General features: G+C 59.1%; 22 protein-coding genes. 15 read left to right on the top strand and 7 right to left on the bottom strand.

Annotated features, from left to right (window positions below):
- The first annotated feature begins 183 nt into the window (after positions 1-183).
- Entirely contained in the window at positions 184-624 is a 441-nt protein-coding gene (locus AD670_RS08600; RefSeq protein ID WP_053130547.1) for a heme-binding protein, read from the top strand.
- 118 nt (positions 625-742) lie between these two features.
- Here AD670_RS08600 and AD670_RS08595 read toward each other — a convergent pair whose 3' ends face one another.
- Positions 743-1,348, bottom strand: a complete 606-nt coding sequence (locus AD670_RS08595) for a TetR/AcrR family transcriptional regulator (RefSeq protein ID WP_053130544.1) — start codon at positions 1,346-1,348, stop codon at positions 743-745.
- Between the two features lie 135 nt (positions 1,349-1,483).
- Here AD670_RS08595 and AD670_RS08590 point away from each other — a divergent pair, with 135 nt between their 5' ends.
- Entirely contained in the window at positions 1,484-2,398 is a 915-nt protein-coding gene (locus AD670_RS08590) for a DUF808 domain-containing protein (protein WP_053130540.1), read from the top strand.
- A gap of 55 nt (positions 2,399-2,453) precedes the next feature.
- Here the strand turns inward: AD670_RS08590 and AD670_RS08585 are convergent, their stop codons facing one another.
- A complete protein-coding gene (locus AD670_RS08585) occupies positions 2,454-3,242 on the bottom strand; it encodes a VacJ family lipoprotein (RefSeq protein ID WP_053130537.1) in 789 nt (262 codons plus the stop codon).
- Entirely contained in the window at positions 3,235-4,533 is a 1,299-nt protein-coding gene (locus AD670_RS08580; protein ID WP_053130534.1) for a serine/threonine protein kinase, read from the bottom strand. Before AD670_RS08580 ends, AD670_RS08585 begins: the two co-directional genes overlap by 8 nt.
- A gap of 236 nt (positions 4,534-4,769) precedes the next feature.
- On the opposite strand from AD670_RS08580, the gene AD670_RS08575 reads away from it, so the two are divergent.
- Positions 4,770-5,138, top strand: a complete 369-nt coding sequence (locus tag AD670_RS08575) for a hypothetical protein (protein WP_053130531.1) — start codon at positions 4,770-4,772, stop codon at positions 5,136-5,138.
- An 81-nt stretch (positions 5,139-5,219) separates the two neighbouring features.
- Here AD670_RS08575 and AD670_RS08570 read toward each other — a convergent pair whose 3' ends face one another.
- Positions 5,220-6,773, bottom strand: coding sequence for a glycosyl hydrolase family 17 protein (locus AD670_RS08570; protein WP_053130528.1), 1,554 nt, complete (start codon positions 6,771-6,773; stop codon positions 5,220-5,222).
- Between the two features lie 332 nt (positions 6,774-7,105).
- Between AD670_RS08570 and AD670_RS08565 the strand changes: the two genes are divergently transcribed.
- The 3 genes from AD670_RS08565 to AD670_RS08555 all read left to right on the top strand — a co-directional run bounded on the left by AD670_RS08565 (position 7,106) and on the right by AD670_RS08555 (position 10,190).
- Entirely contained in the window at positions 7,106-7,957 is an 852-nt protein-coding gene (locus AD670_RS08565; RefSeq protein WP_053130525.1) for a glycine betaine ABC transporter substrate-binding protein, read from the top strand.
- 266 nt (positions 7,958-8,223) lie between these two features.
- Complete coding sequence (locus tag AD670_RS08560) at positions 8,224-8,535, top strand: DUF485 domain-containing protein (RefSeq protein ID WP_024074297.1); 312 nt, start codon at positions 8,224-8,226, stop codon at positions 8,533-8,535.
- The gene (locus AD670_RS08555) at positions 8,532-10,190 is read left to right on the top strand and encodes a cation acetate symporter (RefSeq protein ID WP_053130522.1); all 1,659 of its coding nucleotides are present in this window, start codon (positions 8,532-8,534) and stop codon (positions 10,188-10,190) included. The genes AD670_RS08560 and AD670_RS08555 overlap by 4 nt, the downstream gene beginning before the upstream one ends.
- Positions 10,191-10,238: 48 nt before the next feature.
- Here AD670_RS08555 and AD670_RS08550 read toward each other — a convergent pair whose 3' ends face one another.
- From AD670_RS08550 to gltA, 3 genes are all read right to left on the bottom strand, one after another.
- Positions 10,239-10,916 carry a hypothetical protein gene (locus AD670_RS08550; RefSeq protein ID WP_053130518.1) on the bottom strand — a complete coding sequence of 226 codons (678 nt, stop codon included), beginning with the start codon at positions 10,914-10,916 and terminating at the stop codon, positions 10,239-10,241.
- 40 nt (positions 10,917-10,956) lie between these two features.
- On the bottom strand, positions 10,957-12,480 hold the full coding sequence (locus AD670_RS08545; protein ID WP_053130515.1) for a DUF2235 domain-containing protein: 1,524 nt from the start codon (positions 12,478-12,480) through the stop codon (positions 10,957-10,959).
- Between the two features lie 305 nt (positions 12,481-12,785).
- Positions 12,786-14,075 carry a citrate synthase gene (gene gltA, locus AD670_RS08540; protein ID WP_003172803.1) on the bottom strand — a complete coding sequence of 430 codons (1,290 nt, stop codon included), beginning with the start codon at positions 14,073-14,075 and terminating at the stop codon, positions 12,786-12,788.
- Positions 14,076-14,439: 364 nt separating this feature from the next.
- Between gltA and sdhC the strand changes: the two genes are divergently transcribed.
- From sdhC to sucD, 9 genes are all read left to right on the top strand, one after another.
- Positions 14,440-14,814 carry a succinate dehydrogenase, cytochrome b556 subunit gene (sdhC, locus tag AD670_RS08530; RefSeq protein ID WP_003172804.1) on the top strand — a complete coding sequence of 125 codons (375 nt, stop codon included), beginning with the start codon at positions 14,440-14,442 and terminating at the stop codon, positions 14,812-14,814.
- The gene (sdhD, locus tag AD670_RS08525; protein ID WP_003172805.1) at positions 14,808-15,176 is read left to right on the top strand and encodes a succinate dehydrogenase, hydrophobic membrane anchor protein; all 369 of its coding nucleotides are present in this window, start codon (positions 14,808-14,810) and stop codon (positions 15,174-15,176) included. The genes sdhC and sdhD overlap by 7 nt, the downstream gene beginning before the upstream one ends.
- Positions 15,177-15,179: 3 nt before the next feature.
- Complete coding sequence (gene sdhA, locus AD670_RS08520) at positions 15,180-16,952, top strand: succinate dehydrogenase flavoprotein subunit (protein ID WP_053130512.1); 1,773 nt, start codon at positions 15,180-15,182, stop codon at positions 16,950-16,952.
- 11 nt (positions 16,953-16,963) lie between these two features.
- Entirely contained in the window at positions 16,964-17,668 is a 705-nt protein-coding gene (locus AD670_RS08515; protein WP_003172807.1) for a succinate dehydrogenase iron-sulfur subunit, read from the top strand.
- Between the two features lie 261 nt (positions 17,669-17,929).
- Positions 17,930-20,761 carry a 2-oxoglutarate dehydrogenase E1 component gene (locus tag AD670_RS08510; RefSeq protein WP_053130504.1) on the top strand — a complete coding sequence of 944 codons (2,832 nt, stop codon included), beginning with the start codon at positions 17,930-17,932 and terminating at the stop codon, positions 20,759-20,761.
- Positions 20,762-20,805: 44 nt separating this feature from the next.
- Entirely contained in the window at positions 20,806-22,029 is a 1,224-nt protein-coding gene (odhB, locus tag AD670_RS08505) for a 2-oxoglutarate dehydrogenase complex dihydrolipoyllysine-residue succinyltransferase (RefSeq protein WP_053130501.1), read from the top strand.
- A gap of 101 nt (positions 22,030-22,130) precedes the next feature.
- Positions 22,131-23,567 carry a dihydrolipoyl dehydrogenase gene (gene lpdA, locus AD670_RS08500; RefSeq protein ID WP_053130497.1) on the top strand — a complete coding sequence of 479 codons (1,437 nt, stop codon included), beginning with the start codon at positions 22,131-22,133 and terminating at the stop codon, positions 23,565-23,567.
- 204 nt (positions 23,568-23,771) lie between these two features.
- A complete protein-coding gene (gene sucC, locus AD670_RS08495) occupies positions 23,772-24,938 on the top strand; it encodes an ADP-forming succinate--CoA ligase subunit beta (protein WP_003210567.1) in 1,167 nt (388 codons plus the stop codon).
- The gene (gene sucD, locus AD670_RS08490) at positions 24,938-25,819 is read left to right on the top strand and encodes a succinate--CoA ligase subunit alpha (protein WP_003210566.1); all 882 of its coding nucleotides are present in this window, start codon (positions 24,938-24,940) and stop codon (positions 25,817-25,819) included. The genes sucC and sucD overlap by 1 nt, the downstream gene beginning before the upstream one ends.
- Positions 25,820-25,966: the final 147 nt, after the last annotated feature.

Below are 25,966 nucleotides of genomic sequence, written 5' to 3'. Positions count from 1 at the left end.
GCAGGTCAATCCATTTTATTGATTGGCCTTTGCGTTGGTCGGAACGGCTTTTTTCGACGTATGGAGCCTTTGTGCGAAAATATTGTATACAAAATTAAATGTCATTGTGTTCTATTCGTTTGATCGGGCATCTGATCAAACAGACCTCCACCGCTTTCCCAATAACAAAAGAAGGACGGCACCATGAGCGCTTTAACCTTGAAGATTGCCACCCAACTGGCCAGCCAGGCCCTCAGCGCCGGCCGCACGATTTCAGCCGCGCCGCTGACCATCGCGGTCCTCGACAGCGGCGGCCACTTGATCACCCTGCAGCGCGAAGACGGCGCCAGCCTGCTGCGCCCGCAGATCGCCATCGGCAAGGCCTGGGGCGCGATTGCGCTGGGCAAGGGCTCGCGCCTGCTGGCACTGGATGCACAGCAACGGCCGGCGTTTATCGCGGCGTTGAACAGCCTGGGGCAGGGCAGCGTGGTGCCGGCACCGGGTGGGGTGTTGATTCGGGATCAGGCCGGGGTGGTACTGGGGGCAATCGGGATCAGCGGGGACACGTCGGATATCGATGAGCAGTGTGCGATCACGGCGATCGAGGGGATGGGGTTGATGGCGGATGCGGGGGTGTCAGCTTAAGTCGTGTGTGACTGGAAGGGCCTCATCGGGAGCAAGCCCCCTCCCACACTGTTGACCGTGTTCGCGTTCAAAATGTGGGAGGGGGCTTGCTCCCGATCGGCACAGGCACCTCGGTGCATCAGTCCGGCGCACAGCCCTTGAGCACCAACCGAATAATCGTCTGCGCCGCCGCTTCATAATCGGCTTCATCCAGCTTGGCTTTGCCGGTCACCGCCGAAATCTGCCAGTCGAAATCCGCATACGTCTGCGTCGCCGCCCAGATGCTGAACATCAGGTGATTAGGGTCGATAGCTGCAATCAACCCGCGATCCACCCAGCTCTGGATGCAGTCGATATTGTGCTTGGCCTGGGCGTTGAGTTGTTCGACCTGATCGGCACTCAGGTGCGGCGCGCCGTGCATGATTTCGCTGGCGAACACCTTGGAGGCGAAGGGCAGGTCGCGGGAGATGCGGATTTTCGAGCGGATGTAATTGCTCAGCACCACCGAAGGTTCACCCTCGGGGTTGAAGGGCGTGGACGCCGCCAGGATCGGCTCGATTATGCTTTCGAGCACCTCGCGGTAGAGGTTGTCCTTGGACTTGAAGTAGTAATAGACGTTGGGCTTGGGCAGCCCGGCCTTGGCGGCGATGTCGCTGGTTTTGGTCGCGGCGAAGCCCTTGTCGGCAAACTCCTCGCTCGCCGCCCGCAGGATCTTTTCTTTGTTGCGCTCGCGAATGGTGCTCATAAACCAGGGTTTTCCTTGCCAGTGCAGGCGGTCGGGCATGTTAGCACCGGCTATCCGCGAGCCTCAACAATGTGTCCGCAACGCCTTGCGCCGCGCTATGCTCGCGTCATCTTTTCTCTTACGGAAGTGCGTTTCATGGCAGGAAGCAGTTTGCTGATGTTGATCGACGACATCGCCACCGTCCTCGACGATGTCGCCCTGATGACCAAGATGGCCGCCAAGAAAACCGCCGGCGTGCTCGGCGATGACCTGGCGCTCAACGCCCAGCAGGTTTCCGGCGTGCGTGCCGAGCGGGAAATCCCGGTGGTGTGGGCCGTTGCCAAGGGGTCCTTCATCAACAAGTTGATCCTGGTGCCCACTGCGCTGTTGATCAGCGCCTTTGCCCCTTGGGCCGTCACACCGCTGTTGATGCTCGGCGGCGCCTACCTGTGTTTCGAAGGCTTCGAGAAGCTCGCGCATAAATTCCTGCACAGCAAGGCTGAAGTCCGGGCCGACCATGCGCAGCTGGTTGAAGCGGTGGCGAACCCGGCGACTGATCTGGTGGCCTTTGAAAAGGACAAGATCAAAGGCGCTATTCGTACCGACTTCATCCTCTCTGCGGAAATCATCGCCATCACCCTCGGCACCGTGGCCGATGCGCCGTTGATGCAGCAAGTGATTGTCCTGTCGGGCATCGCCATCGTCATGACCATCGGCGTCTACGGGCTTGTGGCTGGCATCGTCAAGCTGGATGACCTGGGCCTGTGGCTTACCCAGAAGCCTGGCCAGATGGCTCGCAGTATCGGTGGCGGGATCCTGCGGGCGGCGCCGTACATGATGAAGAGCCTGTCGGTGATCGGCACGGCGGCGATGTTCATGGTCGGCGGTGGCATCCTGACTCACGGCGTGCCGGCGGTGCATCACTGGATTGAATCGGTGAGCCAGAGCGCGGGTGCGGTGGCGTGGTTGATGCCGACCTTGCTCAATGCGGTAGCGGGGATTATTGCGGGGGCGCTGGTCTTGGCGCTGGTCAGTGGGGTCGGCAAGGCCTGGAAAGCACTGAAGGCTTAAATCGCCGGCACAAAAAAAGGCCATTCACTTGAATGGCCTTTTTTGTCGGCGGCGTTTACTCGGCGATCTGCAACTTGCGCGATTCCGTATAGATGTAGCGCACCTTTTCATACTCGAACGGCGAGTTCATCTGACCGTAGCGGAAGCTGGTCTGGTAGCGCTTGTCGACCGCGCGCAGGGCCCAGATTTCCGGGTGGTTGGAGCTGACTTCGGAGACGTTCAGGAAGTTGATCTGCGACTCGGCGGTGTAGTCCACCAGCAAGCCGCCGGTGTCGCGCAGGTTCGACGGGCCGAAGATCGGCAGCACCAGGTAGGCACCGCCGGGTACGCCGTAGAAGCCCAGGGTCTGGCCGAAGTCTTCGCTCTGGCGCGGCAGGCCCATGGCGGTCGCCGGGTCCCACAGGCCGGCGATGCCGACGGTGGTGTTGAGCAGCAGGCGCCCGGTGGTTTCCAGGGAGCGGTGGCCCTTGAGTTGCAGCAGGCTGTTCAACAGGTTGGGCACATCGCCCAGGTTGTTGAAGAAGTTGCTCACGCCGGTGCGCAGGAAGCTTGGGGTCACGTATTTGTAGCCGTCGACCACGGGCAGGTAAACCCATTGGTCGAAGCGGTAGTTGAAGTGGTACACGCGGCGGTTCCACGACTCCAGCGGGTCATACACATTCAGTGCGTTGACCGACGAGCGTTCGAACTCACGCTGGTCCAGGCCCGGGTTGAACTTGAGCTTGCTCAACGGCTCCTTGAAACCGTCGGAGTCCATCACCACAGGTGCGTGGGCCTTGCTGTTATCGGCATTGGCAACGCCTGCGCACATCAGGGCGGCAAGCAGCAAAAGATATTTAGCCACGGAAAAACTCCAGCATGGCGTCGGCGTTGACGCGGTAATTGAGGTTGCCGCAGTGGCCGCCCAGCGGGTAGACGGTCAAGCGATCGCCGAAGGTTTTACGCAGGAAACCGAGGTCGCCGGGGCCGAGGATCACGTCGTCGGCGTTGTGCATGACGGCGATTTTCGGGCTGGCGTGCAGGTAGTCCTTGAGGGCGTACAGGCTGACCTGGTCAACCAGTTGCAACAGGCTGCCGCCGTCGGAGCGGGCGCGCCACATCGGGATCACTTGTTCGGTGAGGTAGCAATCGAAGTCGCATTGCAGCGCACGCTTGAGGAACGGCGTAAGGCTGGTGCCTTCGGTGATCGGGTATTTCGGCGGGATGATCAGGCCACGGCGGTTGATCAGGTCCGAAGTAAAGGCGATGTCGGCCGCCGAGAAGCGGAACGAGGTGCCGATCAGCATGGCCATCTGTTCGTTGGTCAGGTGCTGCTTGGATTGCTGGAAGTCGTAGAGCAGGGCGTCGTTAAGGTCGATGTAGCCCTTTTGCTGGAAGTAACGGGTCAGCTTGTTCAACACCAGTTCATAGAACGTGGTGGTGTTGTTGATGCCCTTGACCTCGGTCTGTACCAGCTTGTCGAGGTTGGTGATCGAGGTGTAGAGGTTGACCGGCGGGTTGAGCAGCAGCACTTTCTTGAAGTTGAAGCTGCGGCGGGTCTCGTCGAGTTTGCTGACAAACGCCGCATCCAGCGCGCCGAGGCTGTAGCCGGTGAGGTAGAAGTCGGTCACCGGCAGCGAGGCATTCTGGGCACGCACGGCCTGCATCACGCGGTACATGTCTTCGGCGTCTTCCTGGCTGATACCGGGGGTGGCGAAGCGCGAAGCCGAGGCGATGAAGTCGAAGCTGGTGGGCGACGACAGTTGCACCACATGGTAGCCGGCCTGGTAATACAGTTTTTTCAGGTATTCGTTGATGCTGCTGTCAAAGCGCGCACCGGTGCCCGCGATCAGGAAGATCAGCGGCGCGGCACGATCCTGCTTGGCGATGCGGTAAGTGAGTTTCTTCACCGCCCAGAAATTGTCCGGCAGGCTGAACTCGCGCTCGGGGCGCATGTTCAGGGTGTAGTCCGACTGGTTGATCTCGTCATCGGCCGGCAGTTTGGGCCGAAGGTCAGGCGGCGTAGTGGCGATGGTCGCTTCGAACGGGTTGGTCAAAGGGTAGCCATAGCTGGCTTGGTCGATATCGACGGCCAGTGCTGACGCACTCAAAAAAAGGCTGCCCAGCAGAGCAGCACAGCGCAAGGAACGGAGCATGACTTAATCCCTAAGAGGAAACGTGCTTAATGAAGTTCGCAGGCTATGACCACCGCGTTGCCACCGAAGTGCCAGCTCTCGGCACGAAAAGTCGGAAAATAACGTCAGAATCGGGGTGATAGCAGCGAGAAGATACACTTTGCCATGCATTAGTGAACACTAATTGTGTGTATGCACCTTGCTAACGGTGGCCGGGGCATTAAGCTGAGCGCCGTTTTTGCCTATCGGAGTGCTCCATGTCCCGCCGCTTGCCGTTGATTCTGCTGCTTATTGCCCTGCCGTTATGGCTGGCTGCCAGCTATGCCGCACGTTACGGTTTTATGGAAGACGGGCGGTGGGTCGGCATCTGCGTCGACGAGGCCAGCCGCTGGGAGTGTCAGGTACGTTCGAACCTGGGCTTGATGATTCACTTCAAGGTGCTGGGCTGGGCCGCGCTGGTGACCTCGGTACTCGCGTTTTTCGTGCCGGGTCGTGCGGGCTGGGGCTTGGCGGTGCTGGGGCTGGTGTTCGGCTTTCCGGCACTGGCGTTGTACAACACCACGTTTGCGGTGTTTGCGGTGGTGATTGCGGGGTTGCGGTTGGTCAGGCAGCCGCGGGGCGCCTGATAAGGCCAATCGGGGTGCAAGCCCCCTCCCACCTTTGGAATGCGTTCTCATGTGGGAGGGGGCTTGCCCCCGATAGCGGTCTTAAGCCTTGCGCATCCGCAAGCACCGCCACAAAGCCACCACCATCAACCCACTGACCAGCGCCCAACCCCACGCCTGCTGGTTCAGCAGGCCTTCGCGGTACAGCTGCGGCGCAATGCCGGCCCCGATGATGAAGGTCAACAGCGCAATCTCCCGGCGCGGCCCGGTCACCGGGCGAACCAGGTAGACCAAGGCCGGCAGCAGCAATGCCGCACTCGGGAAGCTGCGGTAGCGTGGGTCGAACACCAGTGCCAGCATCATTACTGCACCCGCAAACCCGGCGATTGCCACCAGCCAGCCTGCGCGTTGTTCCAGCCAGTTGAACAGCCGTTCGCGCCAGCCTTCACGGGCACTCAGGGCCAGGGCCGCGTGAGCCAGCACCAGCAGGTTCAACACCAGCAGTAAGCCTGCCCACACCCATTCATCGTTGAAGCGCGCGGTCACGCGGGTCAGTTCAGCCCAGGTGCCGATGGAACAGGCCGCCACTGCACCCAGCAGCGGCAGGACCATCGCGGCACGAGTGCTGCGAACGCGGCCTCCGAGCACCAGCGTGCCCAGCAGGATAATCCCGCCCACCCCAAGCCACAGCGGCCAGTACGGCACGTTGGTCACCGGTCCGGCGAGGATGCCCTTGTCCTGGCGATCGGCATCGAACAGGCCCCAGTAACCGCCCACGGCACCCTCGCTGGCGCGCTTCCATGGCTGGTCAAACGCTTCGATCAGGTTGTAGTGCCAGCCATTGGCTTCGGCCATGGCCACGAAACCGCGCATGAACTTGGCTTCATTGACCCGGCTCGGCACTGCGGTTTCACGCTGGCGGCCTTCGCTGGGCCAGCCGGTCTCGCCGATCAATATGTCCTTGGGTGCGAATTTGTTGCCAAAAGTCTGGCGCACATCACCCACATGCTTGAGGGCCTGGTCGATGCCGGAGGGGTCATCTTCCCAGTACGGCAGCAGGTGGATGGTCAGGAAGTCTACCGCCGGGGCGATTTCCGGGTGCTGCAGCCAGAACTCCCAGACGTCGGCATAGGTGACCGGTTGCTTGATCTGGCTTTTGACTTTATGGATCAGCGTCACCAATTGCGTGGCCGTGACTTCCTTGCGCAGCAGGGCTTCGTTGCCGACGATCACCGAGGTGACCACATCGGGGTTGGCGTTAGCCGAGGCGATCAGTTGGTCGACCTCTTTTTCGGTTGCGACCGGGTCGCTGCTGACCCAGGCGCCCGCCATCACCTTCAGGCCGTGTTTGCGTGCCATGTCCGGCAGGGCTTCCAGGCCGATCATGGTGTAGGTGCGCACACACTCAAAGCGGGTGGCCAGCAAGGCCAGGTCGGCGTCCATGCGCTCGGGGCGCAGCTTGAGCGGCTGATCGAAGGGGGATTGGTCCTTGTCGAACGGTGTGTACGACGCACATTGCAGCTTGTGACTGGCACTGGCCACATCGGGCAGCACCACCGGGCGGCCGAGGCCATACCAGTAGCCGACAAGGGCCAGCAGGCCAAGGATCAGGGCGAAGCAATAGGGCAGGGCAGGGAAGCGGGCAGTCGCGGGCATGGTCGGCTTATCTGGGGGAGCAAAGGCGCGCATCTTACCCGGATTTGCGCTACCCCAGTGGGGCTGCATAATTTTGACATGCAAAGTTCGGGCGGGATTGTGGGGTTAATTCCTACAAAAAGTCCTACTGGCGATGTGATGTCGTTTCTTGCTTGCACAAGGTCGCTGACAGAGCAGGTCGAAGGACCCGGCAGGTTGATGATCGACGTGTCAGCACTCCACTGATGTCGCAGCAGCCGGATCGATGCGCGTGAAGGGGGCGCGGCGCACCACCTAACAACAGGTTGACGTCGCTCGACATCCGTCGGGCGCAGCACTTTCGGGGAAGTACGATGAAGATGCGACGACTCTTGGGCGCAGCTGCCACTCTGGTAGTTGCGATGAGCTCCACACTGGCCAGCGCCGACAGCAAAACCCTGAGCATCGGCTATGTAGATGGCTGGTCCGACAGCGTTGCCACCACGCACGTGGCGGCAGAGGTTATCAAGGCAAAGCTCGGTTATGACGTGAAACTGCAAGCGGTCGCCACCGGGATCATGTGGCAGGGCGTGGCCACCGGCAAGCTCGATGCCATGCTCTCCGCCTGGCTGCCGGTAACCCATGGCGAGTATTGGACCAAGAACAAGGACAAGGTGGTCGACTACGGCCCCAACTTCAAGGATGCGAAAATCGGCTTGATCGTGCCGGAGTACGTCAAGGCCAAGTCCATCGAAGACCTCAAGACCGACACCACCTTCAAGAACAAGATCGTCGGCATCGACGCCGGTTCAGGCGTGATGCTCAAGACCGACGAAGCCATCAAGCAGTACGGCCTCGATTACAAGCTGCAAGCCAGTTCGGGCGCGGCGATGATCGCCGAGCTGACCCGTGCCGAAGACAAACAGGAATCCATTGCGGTCACCGGCTGGGTGCCACACTGGATGTTCGCCAAGTGGAAACTGCGTTTCCTGGACGATCCAAAAGGGATTTATGGTGCTGCTGAAACCGTCAACAGCATCGGCAGCAAGGGCCTGGAGAAGAAAGCGCCGGAAGTCGCGGCTTTCCTGAAGAAGTTCCAGTGGGCCTCCAAGGACGAAATCGGCGAAGTCATGCTGGCTATCCAAGAGGGTGCCAAGCCTGATGCAGCGGCCAAGGACTGGGTCGCCAAGCACCCTGAGCGTGTAGCCGAGTGGACCGGTAAATAACCCCCCCCCAATGCCTTGATACAACCCCTGTGGGAGGGGGCTTGCTCCCGATTGCGGTGTGTCAGTCGTCAATGATCTGACGGGTTCACCGCTATCGGGATGTAAGCCCCCTCCCACATTATTTTCGTCACCCGCAAATGTTTCTGCGCCCTCCCAATCCCTCGCTACACTCCGTCTAATACTAAGGTCGTCTGGAACCTGTTCCGCAGCCGCATACAGTGGATACGTTCCAATAATAAAAAAGCTGTGCTGCGAGGATAAAAACAATGAACGACAGCATTTACCTCTCGATTCAAAACAGCCCGCGTTTCAAGGAGCTGGTGAGAAAAAGGGAAAGGTTCGCCTGGATTCTCTCGGCGATCATGCTAGGGCTGTACTCCGGCTTCATCCTGTTGATCGCCTACGGGCCACAAATACTGGGGGCCAAACTCAGCCCCGGCTCATCCATCACCTGGGGCATCCCCATCGGTGTCGGGCTGATTGTCTCGGCCTTTGTCCTCACCGGCATCTATGTGCGACGCGCCAACGGCGAATTCGACGACCTGAACAATGCGATTCTCAAGGAGGCTGCGCAATGATCCGTCGTCTATTGGCTGTATTCGGCGCTTCGGTCTTTGCACCCGCTGTTTGGGCGGCGGATGCATTGACCGGTGAAGTGCACAAACAACCGCTCAATATCGCAGCGATCCTGATGTTCGTGGCGTTTGTCGGCGCGACGTTGTGCATTACCTACTGGGCGTCCAAGCGCAATAAGTCGGCGGCCGACTACTATGCGGCCGGCGGCAAGATCACCGGTTTCCAGAATGGCCTGGCGATTGCCGGCGACTATATGTCGGCCGCGTCCTTCCTGGGTATTTCCGCGCTGGTGTTCACTTCTGGCTACGACGGCCTGATCTACTCGATCGGCTTCCTGGTGGGCTGGCCGATCATTCTGTTCCTGATCGCCGAGCGCCTGCGTAACCTGGGCAAGTACACCTTTGCCGACGTGGCGTCCTATCGCCTCGGGCAAACCCAGATCCGCAGCCTGTCGGCCTGTGGTTCTCTGGTGGTGGTGGCGTTCTACCTGATCGCGCAAATGGTGGGTGCGGGCAAGCTGATCCAGCTGCTGTTCGGCCTCGACTACCATGTGGCGGTGATCCTGGTCGGGATCCTGATGTGCATGTACGTGCTGTTCGGCGGCATGCTGGCGACCACTTGGGTGCAGATCATCAAGGCGGTGCTGTTGCTGTCTGGTGCCTCGTTCATGGCGCTGATGGTGATGAAGCACGTCAACTTCGATTTCAACATGCTGTTCTCCGAGGCGATCAAGGTTCACCCTAAAGGTGAGGCGATCATGAGCCCCGGCGGCCTGGTGAAAGATCCGATTTCCGCATTCTCCCTGGGCCTGGCACTGATGTTTGGTACCGCCGGCCTGCCGCACATCCTGATGCGCTTCTTCACTGTAAGTGACGCCAAGGAAGCGCGTAAGAGCGTGCTGTATGCCACTGGCTTCATCGGCTACTTCTACATCCTGACCTTTATCATCGGCTTCGGCGCGATCCTGCTGGTCAGCACCAACCCGGCGTTCAAGGATGCTGCAGGCGCCCTGCTCGGCGGTAACAACATGGCGGCGGTGCACCTGGCCAACGCGGTGGGCGGCAGTATCTTCCTGGGCTTCATCTCGGCTGTGGCCTTCGCCACCATCCTGGCAGTGGTTGCCGGTTTGACCCTGGCCGGTGCTTCGGCGGTGTCCCATGACCTGTACGCCAGCGTGATCAAGAAAGGCAAGGCCAACGAGAAGGATGAGATTCGCGTATCGAAGATCACCACTATCGCCCTGGCCGTGCTGGCGATTGGTCTGGGTATCCTGTTCGAAAGCCAGAACATTGCGTTCATGGTCGGCCTGGCGTTCTCGATTGCCGCCAGCTGTAACTTCCCGGTGTTGCTGCTTTCCATGTACTGGAAAAACCTCACCACCCGTGGCGCGATGATTGGCGGCTGGCTGGGCCTGATCAGTGCCGTGGGCCTGATGATCCTGGGTCCGACCATCTGGGTCTCGATCCTGCATCACGAAAAAGCCATCTTCCCGTACGAGTACCCGGCGCTGTTCTCGATGATCATCGCGTTCGTCGGCATCTGGTTCTTCTCCATCACCGACAAGTCGGCGGCGGCAGAGAAAGAGCGTGCGCTGTACTTCCCGCAGTTTGTGCGTTCGCAGACTGGCCTGGGGGCGAGTGGGGCGGTTAATCACTAAGGTTGTTGTTGTGTAAGGAATGCCCCGGTCGAAAGGCCGGGGCATTTTTTATGGCTGCGGATTTACTTCGGCGGTCACGGTTATAGAAGGCGGGGGAATGTTGTCGGTATACAGCGCGTGCAGGCCCATCACGCGTCCAAGAAACATCACTTGGCGAAACATCATGGCAAGGAACAGCGCGCCGCCGATGAACGAGTAATAGAGGTAGTAAGGCTGCACTGCGTAGAATTTTACGCCGTCGGAGAAAAAGCCGATGAACATGAGCACGATCAGGCCGCTCAGCAGGTTTTGGCACAGTGTCACTTCGGCCATGGCTTTGACCAGGATGCGGTCGGCCGTGTCATTTGCTTTGCCCACCTGATCGATATGCACGGAGACCTGCTTCCAGCGCTGGGTAAAGGTAGCGCCGTTGTCCAGGTTCAATACCTTGCAGAAGGGCACGCGCTCCAGGATGAAGATCGATATAGCGTCCCAGATGACACAGAAGCCGGTCAGCACAATGCCTGACACGTAGCTGAGCAAAATCAGAATGAACAGATCGGCCCCGGAAGCCAGCGCGTTCGGTTTGCTGGGCGTGATGATGAAATCCATCTTGTAGGCCAGTGCTACCCAGAACGCCATTCCTGGGCACACTCGCGCAATCAGGTCGTAGTAAGCGCTGGGGATGAAGTTGAGCAGCGAAGACAGCTCGGCGCCCATTTTTTGTTCAGCGGGTTTATCCGTCATGGAGCGTACTCCCTCAAGCGAGTGGGTGATGAGCCACGGATTATTGAATCGTCAACGCAACATGCCCCTTGTTATTGCCGTAGCAATTCCACGCGTCGTTGGCATAGGCATACAGATACCCTGAGCGTTTGGGCGTATAGGTGCAGCCGTGGCCGATGAGGAAGGACTCCGGTTTCAGCAGGATGCCCTTGGCGTCGACACCATCGCTGTTGGCGATGGCGCCGATAAGGCTGAACCAGGGGTAATTCTCGTGGCGGCGGGTGAAGTAAAAGTTTGCATCGCTGTTGTTGAACAGCTTGCCGTACCAGTTTTCCAGTTTGCCCAGTGCGGTGCCGGCCAGGTAGGCCAGTTCACCGGGTTGGAAGTGGTTGTCCACTGGGCCAGCAGGGTCGCAGACGATCGAAGCGTCCAGCCACTCGCCACTGGCGCTGAAGGTGTACGTCGTGCCCGCGTTGAGCCATAGGCCGGTTTCGTTCCACGGCAGGCGTGCTGAGATGTCCAGTACCAGCGGGGTCGGGGGCGTCAGCAGGCGCGCCTTGCGGTAAGGCGATTGCGTGATGGGTGGGGTTTTCTGCCGCGCCAGTGCGGAGCTGTGGAACAGTGTCGGTTGCGTGTTGAGGTTGGCCACGCTGCGCGGCTGAGTCGCCAGCACATTGAACACGCCGTCGCAGGAGTCGTGCATGGTGTCGTAGAGGTCGGGCTTGATCTGCTTGACAATATCCGCCGCGAAATCCAGGCCCGTCGCGCTCGCTTCATCCAGCATCCACAGCAGTGCGCCATCGGCCAGGCCGCAGTTTTGATAGCCGCCGCCGACGTCCGAGTGCACGCCGGGAAACCAGATCTGCTTGAGTTCGGTGTCCTTCGATGATGGCTGGTTCCACAGCGTCGGCTGGAACGAGGCGCGGCGTTCGTCCATCGCCAGTGCGTGACGCGCATGCTTGACCGAGGGGTGTAGAGTGGTGTCGTGGAAGGTGTAGCGTTCGCGATTGTCGAGCAGGTTGAGCAAAGCCATGTCGTCGGGGATGCCCAGCGCGCCAACGGTGTCCCAGACCCCAATGAACTGAATCGGGATGGGTTCGCCGGCCTTGTTGTGGAATTCCCAGCCCTGGGCGCTCCAGTCTCCACGCTCTTCGGTTTTACGTCGGTAGCCGTAGGTGAGCAGCGCCTGAATGCGTGTCCAGACCTCTGCTGGCGGTAGTCCGGCGATCCGCAACAGCCCGCAGCGGCCGATGAATCCGGCAAGGCTGCGCACCGTGTAGGCCCCGCGGCTGAAGCCGAACAGATAGATCGCATCGCCGGGCTGGTAGCAGTAACAGAGCTTCTGGTAGGCGCTCATGATGTTGTTATCAAGGCCGGCGCCGGTGCCGCCGCCGACGGCTTTATCCCACCAGCTGCCGTTGGTGCCGACACCTGGGTGATAGTATTTGGTTTGCGCGACGCCCTGGGCGTCGAAGTCGGCCAGGGCGTTATACAGTCGCACCACGTTGGTGGGGGCGGGGACGCCCTGATCGAGTTGGTCGGGGGTATTCCAGGTACCGTCGCAGCAAATCACCAGATTAGCCATGGCAAATCCTTTACCTGCAAGCAGGAGCCAGTTCAAGAAACCCGGCGACGGGTTTGGCTGCATGCAGAGGGCAGCGCGGGGCACATCGGCCGGAAAGTGAGCGCTGACTACGGATACCTAGCGGTACGCTGGATTCAAGATCAGTACCGGGGAGGCGTCAAGTCGCGCCGGCCAAATACCGGTGGGGGCGGCGTTCGAGTGGCTCGCTACCGATTGGGATGTGTCGTTGCAGGCATGGTCGCTGCGGCAAAACGAACAAGGCCTCCAGAGGAGGCCTTGTTCAGTGCAGCTAAGCGGCTGATTGCTTACTTGCGATCTTCCAGCTTGGTAATGTCACGCGACTCGTAGCCGGTGTACAGCTGGCGTGGACGGCCAATCTTGTACGGGCTGGAGAGCATTTCTTTCCAGTGGGAGATCCAGCCCACGGTCCGCGCCAGGGCGAAGATCACGGTGAACATGCTGGTTGGAATGCCGATCGCCTTGAGGATGATCCCCGAGTAGAAGTCGACGTTCGGGTACAGCGAGCGTTCGATGAAGTACGGGTCGGTCAGGGCGATCTCTTCCAGGCGCATGGCCAGTTCGAGTTGCGGATCGTTCTTGATGCCCAGTTCCTTCAACACTTCGTCGCAGGTCTGCTTCATGACGGTGGCGCGCGGGTCGCGGTTCTTGTAGACGCGGTGACCGAAGCCCATCAGCTTGAACGGATCGTTCTTGTCCTTGGCCTTGGCGATGAACTTGTCGATGTTGGACACATCGCCGATTTCATCGAGCATGGTCAATACGGCTTCGTTCGCACCGCCGTGGGCAGGGCCCCACAGTGCGGCGATACCGGCGGCGATACAGGCGAACGGGTTGGCACCCGAAGAACCTGCCAGGCGCACGGTAGAGGTGGAGGCGTTTTGCTCGTGGTCGGCGTGGAGGATGAAGATCCGGTCCATTGCCTTGGCCAGCACCGGGCTGATCGGTTTGATCTCGCACGGGGTGTTGAACATCATATGCAGGAAGTTTTCCGCGTACGTCAGGTCGTTGCGCGGGTACATCATGGGTTGGCCCATGGAGTACTTGTAAACCATTGCGGCCAGGGTCGGCATCTTGGCAACCAGGCGGATCGCGGAAATTTCGCGATGCTGCGGGTTATTGATGTCGAGGGAGTCGTGATAGAAGGCCGACAGGGCGCCGACCACGCCGCACATGACGGCCATCGGGTGGGCGTCGCGACGGAAGCCGTTGAAGAAGGTCTTCAACTGCTCGTGAACCATGGTGTGGTTCTTCACGGTGCTGACGAACTGGGCTTTTTGCTCAGCTGTTGGCAATTCGCCATTTAGCAGCAGGTAGCAGGTTTCCAGGTAGTCCGATTTTTCAGCCAGTTGCTCGATCGGGTAGCCCCGGTGCAGCAGGATGCCATTGTCGCCGTCGATATAGGTGATCTTCGACTCGCAAGAGGCGGTCGACATGAAGCCTGGGTCGAAAGTGAAACGGCCCGTGGCCGTCAGGCCCCGTACGTCGATAACATCGGGACCAACGGTGCCGGTTAAAATGGGCAGCTCGACGGGGGCTGCGCCCTCGATGATCAACTGCGCTTTTTTGTCAGCCATGTGGCCTCCTATTTATGCTTCAAATCATCAGACAGACCCCCCACGCAGGGCCCGCACCACTATAGTGAGATAAATTCAGATGTCAATTTGCCTAAAGTCTTGCCCCAGAAGGCTTTAACCGTACTTTTTCCTCGAAATTGCCTGCCATTTACGCCTTTTATCCCGCCAGCGCAATCCGCTATTAGGGTGAGGAGCGCGCGTTGTCATTAGTAACCTAACTGTCTATACTCGGCCACCGACCGCCAAGGGCTTTTGGGCTTGCTTTCATTGGGGGTCGCACTCCCTGGGTGGTGCTTACCTGACCAGTGCACTCCCCAACAACTTTGCCCTGATTGTTAGGGGCTCTTCAGTGTGAAAAAAAGCCGTGAATAGCCAACGACCTGTAAACCTAGACCTAAGGACCATCAAACTCCCCATCACCGGCGTTACGTCGTTCCTGCACCGTGTTTCCGGCATCATCCTGTTCCTGGGCTTGGGCATCATGCTTTATGCATTGAGCAAATCCCTGGGTTCCGAGGAAGGATACGCCGAGGTGAAGGCATGCTTGACCAGCCCGCTGGCCAAGTTCGTAGCATGGGGCCTCCTGTCCGCTCTGCTGTATCACCTGGTAGCCGGTGTGCGCCACTTGATCATGGATATGGGCATCGGTGAGACGCTGGAAGGCGGCCGCCTGGGCTCGAAAATCATCATCGCCATTTCCGTGGTGCTGATCGTTCTGGCAGGAGTTTGGATATGGTAACCAGCGTTACGAACCTTTCGCGTTCGGGCCTCTATGACTGGATGGCACAGCGTGTGTCTGCGGTCGTTCTCGCGGCTTATTTCATCTTCCTGATCGGATACCTCGTCGCAAACCCGGGCATTGGCTACGAGCAATGGCACGGGCTGTTTTCCCACAATGCGATGCGAATCTTCAGCCTGCTGGCCCTTGTAGCCCTGGGCGCTCACGCCTGGGTCGGCATGTGGACCATCGCGACTGACTACCTGACGCCGATGGCGCTGGGCAAGTCCGCGACCGCAGTCCGTTTCCTCTTCCAGGCAGTATGCGGCGTCGCGATGTTCGCTTACTTCGTCTGGGGTGTGCAGATTCTTTGGGGTATCTGATTCATGGCTAACATTCCAACTATTTCCTTCGACGCCATCATTATTGGTGGCGGCGGTGCCGGCATGCGCGCAGCGCTGCAGCTGGCCCAGGGTGGTCACAAGACTGCCGTGATCACCAAGGTATTCCCGACGCGCTCCCACACCGTATCGGCCCAGGGTGGCATCACCTGTGCCATCGCGTCCGCCGACCCGAATGATGACTGGCGCTGGCACATGTACGATACCGTCAAGGGTTCCGACTATATCGGTGACCAGGACGCTATCGAATACATGTGTCAGGAAGGCCCGGCCGCAGTGTTCGAGCTGGACCACATGGGTCTGCCGTTCTCCCGTACCGAGCAAGGTCGTATCTACCAGCGTCCATTCGGCGGCCAGTCGAAGGACTACGGTAAAGGTGGCCAGGCTGCCCGTACCTGCGCCGCGTCCGACCGTACCGGTCACGCGCTGCTGCACACCCTTTATCAGGGCAACCTGAAGGCCGGCACTACGTTCCTGAACGAGTACTACGCTGTCGACCTGGTGAAAAACGCACAAGGCGAGTTCGTCGGTGTGATCGCCATCTGCATCGAAACCGGTGAAACCACCTACATCCGCGCCAAGGCTACTGTTCTGGCGACTGGCGGTGCAGGTCGTATCTACGCGTCCACCACCAATGCCCTGATCAACACCGGTGACGGCGTTGGCATGGCCCTGCGTGCCGGCGTGCCGGTGCAGGACATCGAAATGTGGCAGTTCCACCCGACCGGCATCGCCGGCGCCGGTGTACTGGTGACCGAAGGTTGCCGTGGTGAAGGTGGTTACCTGATCAACAAGCACGGCGAGCGTTTCATGGAGCGTTATGCTCCGAACGCGAAAGACCTGGCGGGTCGTGACGTTGTTGCCCGTTCGATGGTTAAGGAAATCATCGCCGGCAACGGCTGTGGCCCGAATGGCGACCACGTACTGCTGAAGCTCGATCACCTGGGCGAAGAAGTGCTGCACAGCCGCCTGCCGGGTATCTGTGAGCTGTCCAAGACCTTTGCCCACGTTGATCCAGTGGTTGCTCCGGTTCCGGTTGTTCCAACCTGCCACTACATGATGGGCGGCGTGCCGACCAACATTCATGGCCAGGCGATCACCCAGAACGCCGACGGCGTGGACGAGATTATCCATGGTCTGTTCGCAGTGGGCGAAGTGGCATGCGTATCGGTTCACGGTGCCAACCGTCTGGGCGGCAACTCGCTGCTCGACCTGGTGGTATTCGGCCGCGCTGCCGGCCTGCACCTGGAAAAAGCCCTGACCGACGGCATCGAATACGATGACGCCACCGACGCCAACATCGAAGCTGCCCTGGCACGTCTGAACGCTCTGAACGAGCGCACTGATGGCGAAGACGTGGCAACCCTGCGTCGCGAGCTGCAAAACTGCATGCAGAACTACTTCGGTGTATTCCGTACCGGCGAATACATGCAGAAGGGTATTGCCCAGCTGGCCGATCTGCGCAAGCGCATCGCCAACGTCAAGATCAACGATAAGAGCCAGGCGTTCAACACCGCTCGTATCGAAGCCCTTGAGTTGCAAAACCTGCTGGAAGTGGCTGAAGCGACTGCGATCGCTGCCGAGGTTCGTAAAGAATCCCGTGGTGCCCACGCTCGTGAAGACTTTGAAGACCGCGATGACGAAAACTGGTTGTGCCACACCCTGTACTTCCCGGGTGACAAGCGCGTAACCAAGCGTGCCGTGAACTTCTCGCCGAAGACGGTTCCGACGTTTGAACCGAAGATTCGGACTTACTAAGGGTGGCTGCCATGTTGAAAGTCAGTGTTTATCGCTACAACCCTGATCAGGACGCTGCGCCGTTCATGCAGGAGTTCCAGGTCGATACCGGTGGTAAAGACCTGATGGTGCTGGATGTATTGGCACTGATCAAAGAGCAGGACGAGGGTTTCTCCTATCGTCGCTCTTGCCGTGAAGGTGTTTGCGGTTCCGACGGCATGAACATCAACGGCAAAAACGGCCTGGCGTGCATCACGCCGCTGTCCGCCGTTGTTAAAGGCAACAAGCTGATCGTTCGTCCTCTGCCAGGTTTGCCGGTTATCCGTGACCTGGTCGTCGATATGAGCATCTTCTACAAGCAATACGAGAAAGTTAAGCCATTCCTGCAGAACGACACGCCGGCTCCGGCCATCGAGCGTCTGCAGTCCCCAGAAGAGCGTGAAAAGCTCGACGGTCTGTACGAGTGCATCCTGTGCGCTTGCTGCTCGACCTCGTGCCCGTCCTTCTGGTGGAACCCGGACAAGTTCCTGGGTCCAGCTGCCCTGCTGCAAGCGTACCGCTTCCTGGCAGACAGCCGTGACACCAAGACGTCCGAGCGTCTGGCTTCGCTGGATGACCCGTTCAGCGTATTCCGCTGCCGCGGGATCATGAACTGCGTCAACGTATGTCCCAAAGGCCTGAACCCGACTAAGGCCATTGGTCACATCCGTAACATGCTGCTGCAAAGCGGCGTGTAAGCGACGTTGTAGCAAAGCAGGACCGTTGTGCCCGTAAATGCTACGGCGCAGGCTTCAACCGGCGCCGTAGTTTTAACTTGAGCAGCGACTTACAAAGCCGCGGCTCTTATTTTGAAGAAATGAGACAAGCAGGGGCATTCGGGTTGGTACCCGAACTATCAGCGTGATCCTAAGTGGCTTGTTTTGGTCGCTGCACTTGGCCTTTTGCAAGCAAACTCGGTGTTTTCGCCGGTGGTGTCCCCAAATCGAGGGTGACCAAGCATGCAAGAAAGCGTGATGCAGCGCATGTGGAACAGCGGCTATCTTTCAGGTGGTAACGCTGCCTATGTGGAAGAGCTTTATGAGCTCTACCTGCACGACCCTAACGCTGTGCCAGAAGAATGGCGCACCAAATTTCAGACGTTGTCTTCAGACGGCAACGCTGCCACCGATGTATCGCATGCAACAATTCGCGATCAGTTCGTGCTGCTGGCAAAGAACCAGCGCCGCGCCCAGCCGGTTTCCGCCGGAAGCGTGAGCAGTGAGCACGAGAAGAAGCAAGTTGAAGTACTGCGACTGATCCAGGCCTACCGGATGCGTGGCCACCAGGCGGCCCAGCTTGACCCGCTGGGGCTCTGGCAGCGTCCTGCACCTGCAGACCTGTCGATCAATCATTACGGCTTGACCAATGCCGATCTTGATACGACCTTCCGTGCCGGCGACCTGTTCATCGGCAAAGAGGAAGCGAGCCTACGCGAAATTCACGAAGCGTTGCAGCAGACATATTGCCGCACCATTGGCGCTGAGTTCACGCACATCACCGATTCCGAGCAACGCCACTGGTTCCAGCATCGCCTGGAAGGCGTGCGTGGCCGTCCGGTGCTGTCTGCCGATGTACGCAGCCACCTGCTTGAGCGCGTGACCGCAGCCGAGGGCCTGGAAAAATACCTGGGTACCAAATACCCGGGCACCAAGCGTTTCGGCCTGGAAGGCGGCGAAAGCCTGATCCCGATGCTCGACGAGCTGATCCAGCGTTCCGGTTCCTACGGCACCAAGGAAATCGTGATCGGCATGGCCCACCGTGGTCGCCTGAACGTGTTGGTCAACACCTTCGGCAAGAACCCGCGTGAGCTGTTCGACGAGTTCGAAGGCAAGAAGAAGGTCGAGCTGGGTTCCGGTGACGTTAAATACCACCAGGGCTTCTCGTCCAACGTAATGACCACAGGCGGTGAAGTTCACCTGGCCATGGCCTTCAACCCATCCCACCTGGAAATCGTTTCTCCAGTGGTCGAGGGTTCGGTCCGTGCTCGCCAGGATCGTCGTAACGACACTACCGGTGAAAAGGTCCTGCCGATTTCCATCCACGGTGACGCGGCATTCGCCGGTCAAGGCGTGGTCCTGGAAACCTTCCAGATGTCGCAGACCCGCGGCTTCAAGACCGGTGGTACCGTTCACATCGTCATCAACAACCAGGTTGGCTTCACCATCAGCAACCCGCTGGATGCGCGTTCCACCGAGTACGCCACCGACGTTGCCAAGATGATCCAGGCGCCGATCCTCCATGTGAATGGCGATGATCCGGAAGCCGTACTGTTCGTGACCCAACTGGCTGTCGACTACCGCATGCAGTTCAAGCGTGACGTGGTGATCGACCTGGTTTGCTACCGCCGTCGCGGTCACAACGAAGCTGACGAGCCAAGCGGCACCCAGCCGTTGATGTACCAGCAGATCACCAAGCAGCGCACCACCCGTGAGCTGTATGCCGAAAGCCTGACCAAGGCCGGTATTGTTGACGATGCGCGTGTTCAGGCGAAGATCGATGAATACCGCAACGCGTTGGACAATGGTCTGCATGTAGTAAAAAGCCTGGTCAAAGAGCCGAACAAAGAGCTGTTCGTGGACTGGCGTCCGTACCTGGGTCACACCTGGACCGCGCGTCACGATACCTCGTTCGATCTGAAGACCCTGCAGGAACTGTCCGCCAAGCTCCTGGAAATCCCGGATGGCTTCGTGGTGCAGCGCCAGGTTGCGAAGATCTACGAAGACCGTCAGAAGATGCAAGCCGGCGGCCTGCCGATCAACTGGGGTTATGCCGAAACCATGGCGTACGCGACCCTGGCGTTCGAAGGTCACCCGATCCGCATGACCGGCCAGGACATTGGCCGTGGTACGTTCTCGCACCGTCACGCGGTATTGCACAACCAGAAAGACGCGGGCACCTACATCCCGTTGCAGAACCTGTACGAAGGCCAGCCGCGTTTCGACCTGTACGATTCGTTCCTGTCCGAGGAAGCCGTACTGGCGTTCGAATACGGTTACTCGACCACCACGCCACAGGCGCTGGTGATCTGGGAAGCCCAGTTCGGCGACTTCGCCAACGGTGCCCAGGTGGTGATCGACCAGTTCATCACCAGCGGCGAGCACAAGTGGGGCCGTCTGTGCGGTCTGACCATGTTGCTGCCACACGGTTATGAAGGTCAGGGCCCGGAGCACTCCTCGGCCCGTCTGGAGCGTTACCTGCAACTGTGCGCCGAGCACAACATCCAGGTGTGCGTACCGACTACCCCGGCGCAGATCTACCATTTGCTGCGTCGCCAGGTGATCCGCCCGCTGCGCAAGCCGCTGGTAGTGCTGACCCCGAAATCGCTGCTGCGTCACAAATTGGCCATCTCGACCCTGGAAGATCTGGCGGACGGTTCGTTCCAGACCGTGATTCCAGAAATCGATACGCTGGACGCCAGCAAGGTCACTCGCCTGATCCTGTGCAGCGGCAAGGTCTACTACGACCTGCTGGAAAAACGTCGTGCCGAAGGCCGCGAAGACATCGCCATCGTGCGTATCGAGCAGCTTTACCCGTTCCCGGAAGATGACCTCATGGAGATCATCGCGCCTTACACCAACCTCACCAATGTGGTGTGGTGTCAGGAAGAACCGATGAACCAGGGCGCGTGGTACAGCAGCCAGCATCATCTGCGTCGCAGCATCGGTAACCACAACAAGGCCCTGGGCCTGGAGTACGCCGGTCGTGATGCTTCTGCTGCGCCTGCGTGTGGTTATGCGTCTATGCACGCCGAGCAGCAGGAAAAACTGCTGCAAGATGCTTTCACTGTTTAACGCCTTCGCGCTGACTGAAACCGAATTTTAAGGACCCACAGATAATGGCTATCGAAATCAAAGCCCCGTCATTCCCGGAATCGGTTGCCGATGGCACCGTTGCCACCTGGCACAAGAAACCAGGTGAGGCCGTCAAGCGTGACGACCTGATCGTCGACATCGAGACCGACAAAGTCGTGCTGGAAGTGTTGGCCGAAGCTGACGGCGTGCTGGGCGCAATCGTTGCCGAAGAGGGCGCTACCGTTCTGTCGAACCAGGTACTGGGCTCGATCGAAGAGGGCAGCGCTGCCGCTGCTCCTGCCGCTGCTGCCGCCCCGGCCGCTGCTTCGGCTCCAGCTGCCGCTCCGGCTGCGGCTGGCGAAGACCCAATCGCTGCACCGGCTGCGCGTCAGCTGGCTGAAGAAAACGGCATCAACCTGGCTTCCATCAAAGGCACCGGCAAAGACGGCCGTGTGACCAAGGAAGATGTGGTTGCCGCTGTTGAAGCGAAGAAAAACGCTCCGGCTGCCGCGCCTGCCAAGGCTGCTGCCCCGGCTGCCGCTGCGCCTGTGTTCGCTGCCGGCGACCGCACCGAGAAGCGTGTACCGATGACCCGCGTTCGCGCCACCGTGGCCAAGCGCCTGGTTGAAGCACAGTCGAACATGGCGATGCTGACCACTTTCAACGAAGTCGACATGACCGAAGTCATGGCCCTGCGTTCGAAGTACAAGGATCTGTTCGAGAAGTCCCACAACGGCGTGCGCCTGGGCTTCATGTCGTTCTTCGTGAAAGCGGCCACCGAAGCGCTGAAACGCTTCCCGGCAGTCAACGCTTCCATCGACGGCAGCGACATCGTTTACCACGGTTATGCTGACGTCGGCGTTGCCGTGTCCAGCGACCGTGGCCTGGTGGTTCCGGTCCTGCGTAACGCCGAGCTGATGAGCCTGGCCGAAATCGAAGGCGGCATCGCCGGCTTCGGCAAGAAAGCCCGTGACGGCAAGCTGACCATCGACGAGATGACCGGTGGTACCTTCACCATCACCAACGGTGGTACCTTCGGTTCGATGATGTCGACGCCGATCGTTAACCCGCCACAAGCCGCGATCCTGGGCATGCACAACATCATCCAGCGTCCGATGGCCATCAACGGCCAAGTCGTGATCCGCCCAATGATGTACCTGGCGCTGTCTTACGATCACCGCCTGATCGATGGTAAAGAAGCCGTGACTTTCCTGGTGACCATCAAGAACCTGCTGGAAGACCCGGCTCGTCTGCTGCTGGATATCTGATAGAAGCAGCTGCAGGCCTCAAGTGACAGATTGCCGGATAAGGCAGTTGGGCTTGGGGCTTGCGGCTTGAAAGCTTGCTGCTAAATAGAGGAACTATTTTCATGTCGCAGAAATTTGACGTTGTAGTGATTGGTGCGGGTCCTGGCGGCTACGTTGCCGCCATCAAGGCCGCACAACTGGGCCTCTCGACTGCTTGCATCGAAAAATACACCGACAAGGAAGGCAAACTGGCATTGGGCGGTACTTGCCTGAACGTTGGTTGCATTCCTTCCAAGGCGCTGCTGGACAGCTCCTGGAAATTCCACGAAGCCCAAGACGGCTTCGCGATCCACGGCATCAACCATGCTGGCGTGACCATGGACGTGCCAGCAATGGTCGGCCGTAAAGCCAACATCGTTAAAGGCCTGACTTCCGGCGTTGCGACCTTGTTCAAGGCCAACGGTGTGACTTCCCTGCAAGGTCACGGCAAACTGCTGGCCGGCAAGAAAGTTGAAATCACCAAGCCGGACGGTTCGGTAGAAATCATCGAAGCCGAGAACGTGATCCTGGCCCCAGGTTCGCGTCCAATCGACATTCCACCGGCTCCGGTTGACCAGAACGTGATCGTTGATTCGACCGGCGCCCTGGAATTCCAAGCTGTTCCTAAGCGCCTGGGCGTCATCGGCGCTGGCGTGATCGGCCTGGAACTGGGTTCGGTCTGGTCCCGCCTGGGTTCCGAAGTGACTGTGCTGGAAGCCCTGGACACGTTCCTGCTGGCTGCCGACACCGCTGTGTCCAAGGAAGCGCTGAAAACCCTGACCAAACAAGGTCTGGACATCAAGCTGGGTGCTCGCGTGACCGGTTCCAAGGTCAACGGCGAAGAAGTCGTGGTGACCTACACCGATAAAGAAGGCGAGCAGACCATCACCTTCGACAAGCTGATCGTAGCCGTTGGTCGCCGTCCAGTGACCACCGACCTGCTGGCTTCCGACAGCGGCGTGAACATCGACGAGCGTGGTTTCATCCACGTTGACGATCACTGCGCTACCACCGTTCCTGGCGTCTACGCCATCGGCGACGTGGTTCGCGGCATGATGCTCGCGCACAAGGCTTCCGAAGAAGGCATCATGGTTGTCGAGCGCATCAAAGGTCACAAGACCCAGATGAACTACGACCTGATCCCATCGGTTATCTACACCCACCCGGAAATTGCATGGGTCGGCAAGAACGAACAGCAGTTGAAAGCTGAAGGCGTTGAAGTTAACGTCGGCACCTTCCCGTTTGCCGCTTCTGGCCGTGCCATGGCAGCCAACGACACCGGTGGTTTTGTCAAAGTCATCGCTGATGCCAAGACTGACCGCGTATTGGGCGTCCACGTGATTGGCCCGAGCGCTGCAGAACTGGTTCAGCAAGGCGCGATCGGTATGGAATTCGGCACCAGTGCCGAGGACCTGGGCATGATGGTCTTCTCCCATCCGACCCTGTCCGAAGCGTTGCACGAAGCAGCGTTGGCAGTGAATGGCGGCGCCATCCACATCGCCAACCGCAAGAAGCGCTAAGCGAGATAATAAGAAACCACGGCGGAGTTGCCCGTCGTGAGCCTTGCGCGCAAGACTCACCGCGGAATATCCGCTGGACGCAGTCTTGCGCAGCTTTACGGGCCTTGAGCCCCGCAAGTTGCGCAAGCAGCAGTCACAGGTGGCGCGGCACTCATAATGAGCGCAGCGCCGAATGCGCAGTACCTAACGAAGACGGTAAAAAGCATGAATCTTCACGAGTATCAGGGTAAGCAGCTGTTCGCTGAATACGGCCTGCCAGTTTCCAAGGGCTACGCAGTAGACACCCCGGAAGCAGCAGCAGAAGCTTGCGACAAAATCGGTGGCACCGAGTGGGTTGTCAAAGCCCAGGTCCACGCTGGTGGTCGCGGTAAAGCGGGCGGCGTTAAGCTGGTTCGCAGCAAAGAAGACGCCAAGGCCTTCGCACAGCAGTGGCTGGGCAAGCGTCTGGTGACTTACCAGACTGATGCCAATGGCCAGCCAGTCACCAAGATCCTGGTTGAATCGTGCACTGATATCGCTAAAGAGCTGTACCTGGGCGCTGTCGTTGACCGTTCGAGCCGTCGCATCGTGTTCATGGCTTCCACCGAAGGTGGCGTGGACATTGAGAAGATTGCCGAAGAAACCCCAGAAAAAATTCTGAAAGCCACCATCGATCCACTGGTTGGCGCTCAGCCATTCCAGGGTCGCGAGCTGGCTTTCCAGCTGGGCCTGGAAGGCAAGCAAGTTGCCCAGTTCGCCAAGATCTTCGTAGGTCTGGCCAAACTGTTCCAGGATCACGATCTGGCCCTGCTGGAAGTGAACCCGCTGGTGATCAAGGCTGACGGCGATCTGCACTGCCTCGACGCCAAGATCAACATCGACGCCAACGCCATGTACCGTCAGCCTAAGCTGAAGACTTTCCACGATCCGTCGCAGGACGATCCGCGCGAAGCGCACGCTGCCAAGTTCGAACTGAACTACGTAGCCCTGGAAGGTAACATCGGTTGCATGGTCAACGGTGCTGGCCTGGCCATGGGTACCATGGACATCGTCAACCTGCATGGCGGCAAACCAGCCAACTTCCTCGACGTAGGCGGTGGTGCTACCAAAGAACGCGTAACCGAAGCCTTCAAGATCATCCTGTCCGACTCCAACGTCGCTGCAGTACTGGTCAACATCTTCGGCGGCATCGTTCGTTGCGACATGATTGCCGAAGGCATCATCGGTGCAGTGAAAGAAGTCGGCGTTAAAATCCCGGTTGTTGTGCGCCTTGAAGGCAACAACGCTGAACTGGGCGCTAAAGTACTGGCAGAAAGCGGTTTGAACATCATCGCGGCTACCAGCCTGACCGACGCTGCTCAACAAGTTGTCAAAGCTGCGGAGGGCAAATAATGAGCGTCCTGATCAATAAAGACACCAAAGTTATCTGCCAGGGTATTACCGGTTCGCAAGGTAGTTTCCACACCCAGCAAGCCATCGAATACGGCACCAAGATGGTTGGTGGCGTAACTCCGGGCAAAGGCGGCACCGAGCACCTGGGCCTGCCAGTGTTCAACACTGTGAAAGACGCTGTAGCTGCCACTGGCGCCACCGCCAGCGTGATCTACGTTCCAGCTCCTTTCTGCAAGGACTCGATCCTGGAAGCAGCATTCGGCGGCATCAAGCTGATCGTGTGCATCACCGAAGGCATTCCTACCCTGGACATGCTGGACGCTAAAGTTAAGTGCGACGAGCTGGGCGTAGTCCTGATCGGCCCTAACTGCCCAGGCGTGATCACTCCAGGCGAATGCAAGATCGGCATCATGCCAGGTCACATTCACTTGCCAGGTAAAGTCGGTATCGTTTCCCGTTCCGGCACCCTGACCTACGAAGCTGTGAAGCAGACCACTGACGCCGGTTTCGGTCAGTCGACTTGCGTCGGCATCGGCGGTGACCCGATCCCAGGCTCCAACTTCATCGACATCCTGAAGCTGTTCCAGGAAGACCCGAAGACCGAAGCGATCGTGATGATCGGTGAGATCGGCGGTTCGGCTGAAGAAGAAGCGGCTGCCTACATCAAGGCACACGTGACCAAGCCGGTTGTTTCCTACATCGCTGGTGTGACTGCCCCTGCGGGCAAGCGCATGGGCCATGCTGGCGCAATCATCTCTGGCGGCAAAGGCACTGCAGACGAGAAGTTTGCTGCCCTGGAAGACGCAGGCGTTAAAACCGTGCGTTCGCTGGCAGACATCGGCAAGGCTTTGTCCGAGCTGACCGGTTGGGCTGTCAAGTAAGCCTCGCGCTTAGCTGACGCTTTACCAGCAAAGGCCACCTTCGGGTGGCCTTTGTGCGTTTTGGATGTACTCGATCCAATGTGGGAGGGGGCTTGCTCCCGATAGCGGTAGCTCAGTCACCTCATCAGTGACTGAACCACCGCTATC

It is taken from the genome of Pseudomonas sp. MIACH (genome assembly GCF_001269925.1).
Taxonomy (GTDB): domain Bacteria; phylum Pseudomonadota; class Gammaproteobacteria; order Pseudomonadales; family Pseudomonadaceae; genus Aquipseudomonas.
Note: the sequence above shows the minus strand (reverse complement) of the source record. Positions and strands in the feature narration are given on the sequence as shown.

Excerpts from the sequence above, each read along its gene's own strand:
- sucD (WP_003210566.1), top strand. The coding sequence starts at position 24,938 with ATGAGCGTCCTGATCAATAAAGACACCAAAGTTATCTGCCAGGGTATT.
- sdhA (WP_053130512.1), top strand. The coding sequence starts at position 15,180 with ATGGCTAACATTCCAACTATTTCCTTCGACGCCATCATTATTGGTGGC.
- odhB (WP_053130501.1), top strand. The coding sequence starts at position 20,806 with ATGGCTATCGAAATCAAAGCCCCGTCATTCCCGGAATCGGTTGCCGAT.
- AD670_RS08595 (WP_053130544.1), bottom strand. The coding sequence starts at position 1,348 with ATGAGCACCATTCGCGAGCGCAACAAAGAAAAGATCCTGCGGGCGGCG.
- AD670_RS08560 (WP_024074297.1), top strand. The coding sequence starts at position 8,224 with ATGAACGACAGCATTTACCTCTCGATTCAAAACAGCCCGCGTTTCAAG.
- AD670_RS08580 (WP_053130534.1), bottom strand. The coding sequence starts at position 4,533 with ATGCTCCGTTCCTTGCGCTGTGCTGCTCTGCTGGGCAGCCTTTTTTTG.
- AD670_RS08570 (WP_053130528.1), bottom strand. The coding sequence starts at position 6,773 with ATGCCCGCGACTGCCCGCTTCCCTGCCCTGCCCTATTGCTTCGCCCTG.
- lpdA (WP_053130497.1), top strand. The coding sequence starts at position 22,131 with ATGTCGCAGAAATTTGACGTTGTAGTGATTGGTGCGGGTCCTGGCGGC.
- sucC (WP_003210567.1), top strand. The coding sequence starts at position 23,772 with ATGAATCTTCACGAGTATCAGGGTAAGCAGCTGTTCGCTGAATACGGC.
- gltA (WP_003172803.1), bottom strand. The coding sequence starts at position 14,075 with ATGGCTGACAAAAAAGCGCAGTTGATCATCGAGGGCGCAGCCCCCGTC.
- AD670_RS08545 (WP_053130515.1), bottom strand. The coding sequence starts at position 12,480 with ATGGCTAATCTGGTGATTTGCTGCGACGGTACCTGGAATACCCCCGAC.
- AD670_RS08600 (WP_053130547.1), top strand. The coding sequence starts at position 184 with ATGAGCGCTTTAACCTTGAAGATTGCCACCCAACTGGCCAGCCAGGCC.
- AD670_RS08515 (WP_003172807.1), top strand. The coding sequence starts at position 16,964 with ATGTTGAAAGTCAGTGTTTATCGCTACAACCCTGATCAGGACGCTGCG.
- AD670_RS08510 (WP_053130504.1), top strand. The coding sequence starts at position 17,930 with ATGCAAGAAAGCGTGATGCAGCGCATGTGGAACAGCGGCTATCTTTCA.
- AD670_RS08550 (WP_053130518.1), bottom strand. The coding sequence starts at position 10,916 with ATGACGGATAAACCCGCTGAACAAAAAATGGGCGCCGAGCTGTCTTCG.
- AD670_RS08565 (WP_053130525.1), top strand. The coding sequence starts at position 7,106 with ATGAAGATGCGACGACTCTTGGGCGCAGCTGCCACTCTGGTAGTTGCG.
- AD670_RS08555 (WP_053130522.1), top strand. The coding sequence starts at position 8,532 with ATGATCCGTCGTCTATTGGCTGTATTCGGCGCTTCGGTCTTTGCACCC.
- sdhD (WP_003172805.1), top strand. The coding sequence starts at position 14,808 with ATGGTAACCAGCGTTACGAACCTTTCGCGTTCGGGCCTCTATGACTGG.
- AD670_RS08575 (WP_053130531.1), top strand. The coding sequence starts at position 4,770 with ATGTCCCGCCGCTTGCCGTTGATTCTGCTGCTTATTGCCCTGCCGTTA.
- AD670_RS08590 (WP_053130540.1), top strand. The coding sequence starts at position 1,484 with ATGGCAGGAAGCAGTTTGCTGATGTTGATCGACGACATCGCCACCGTC.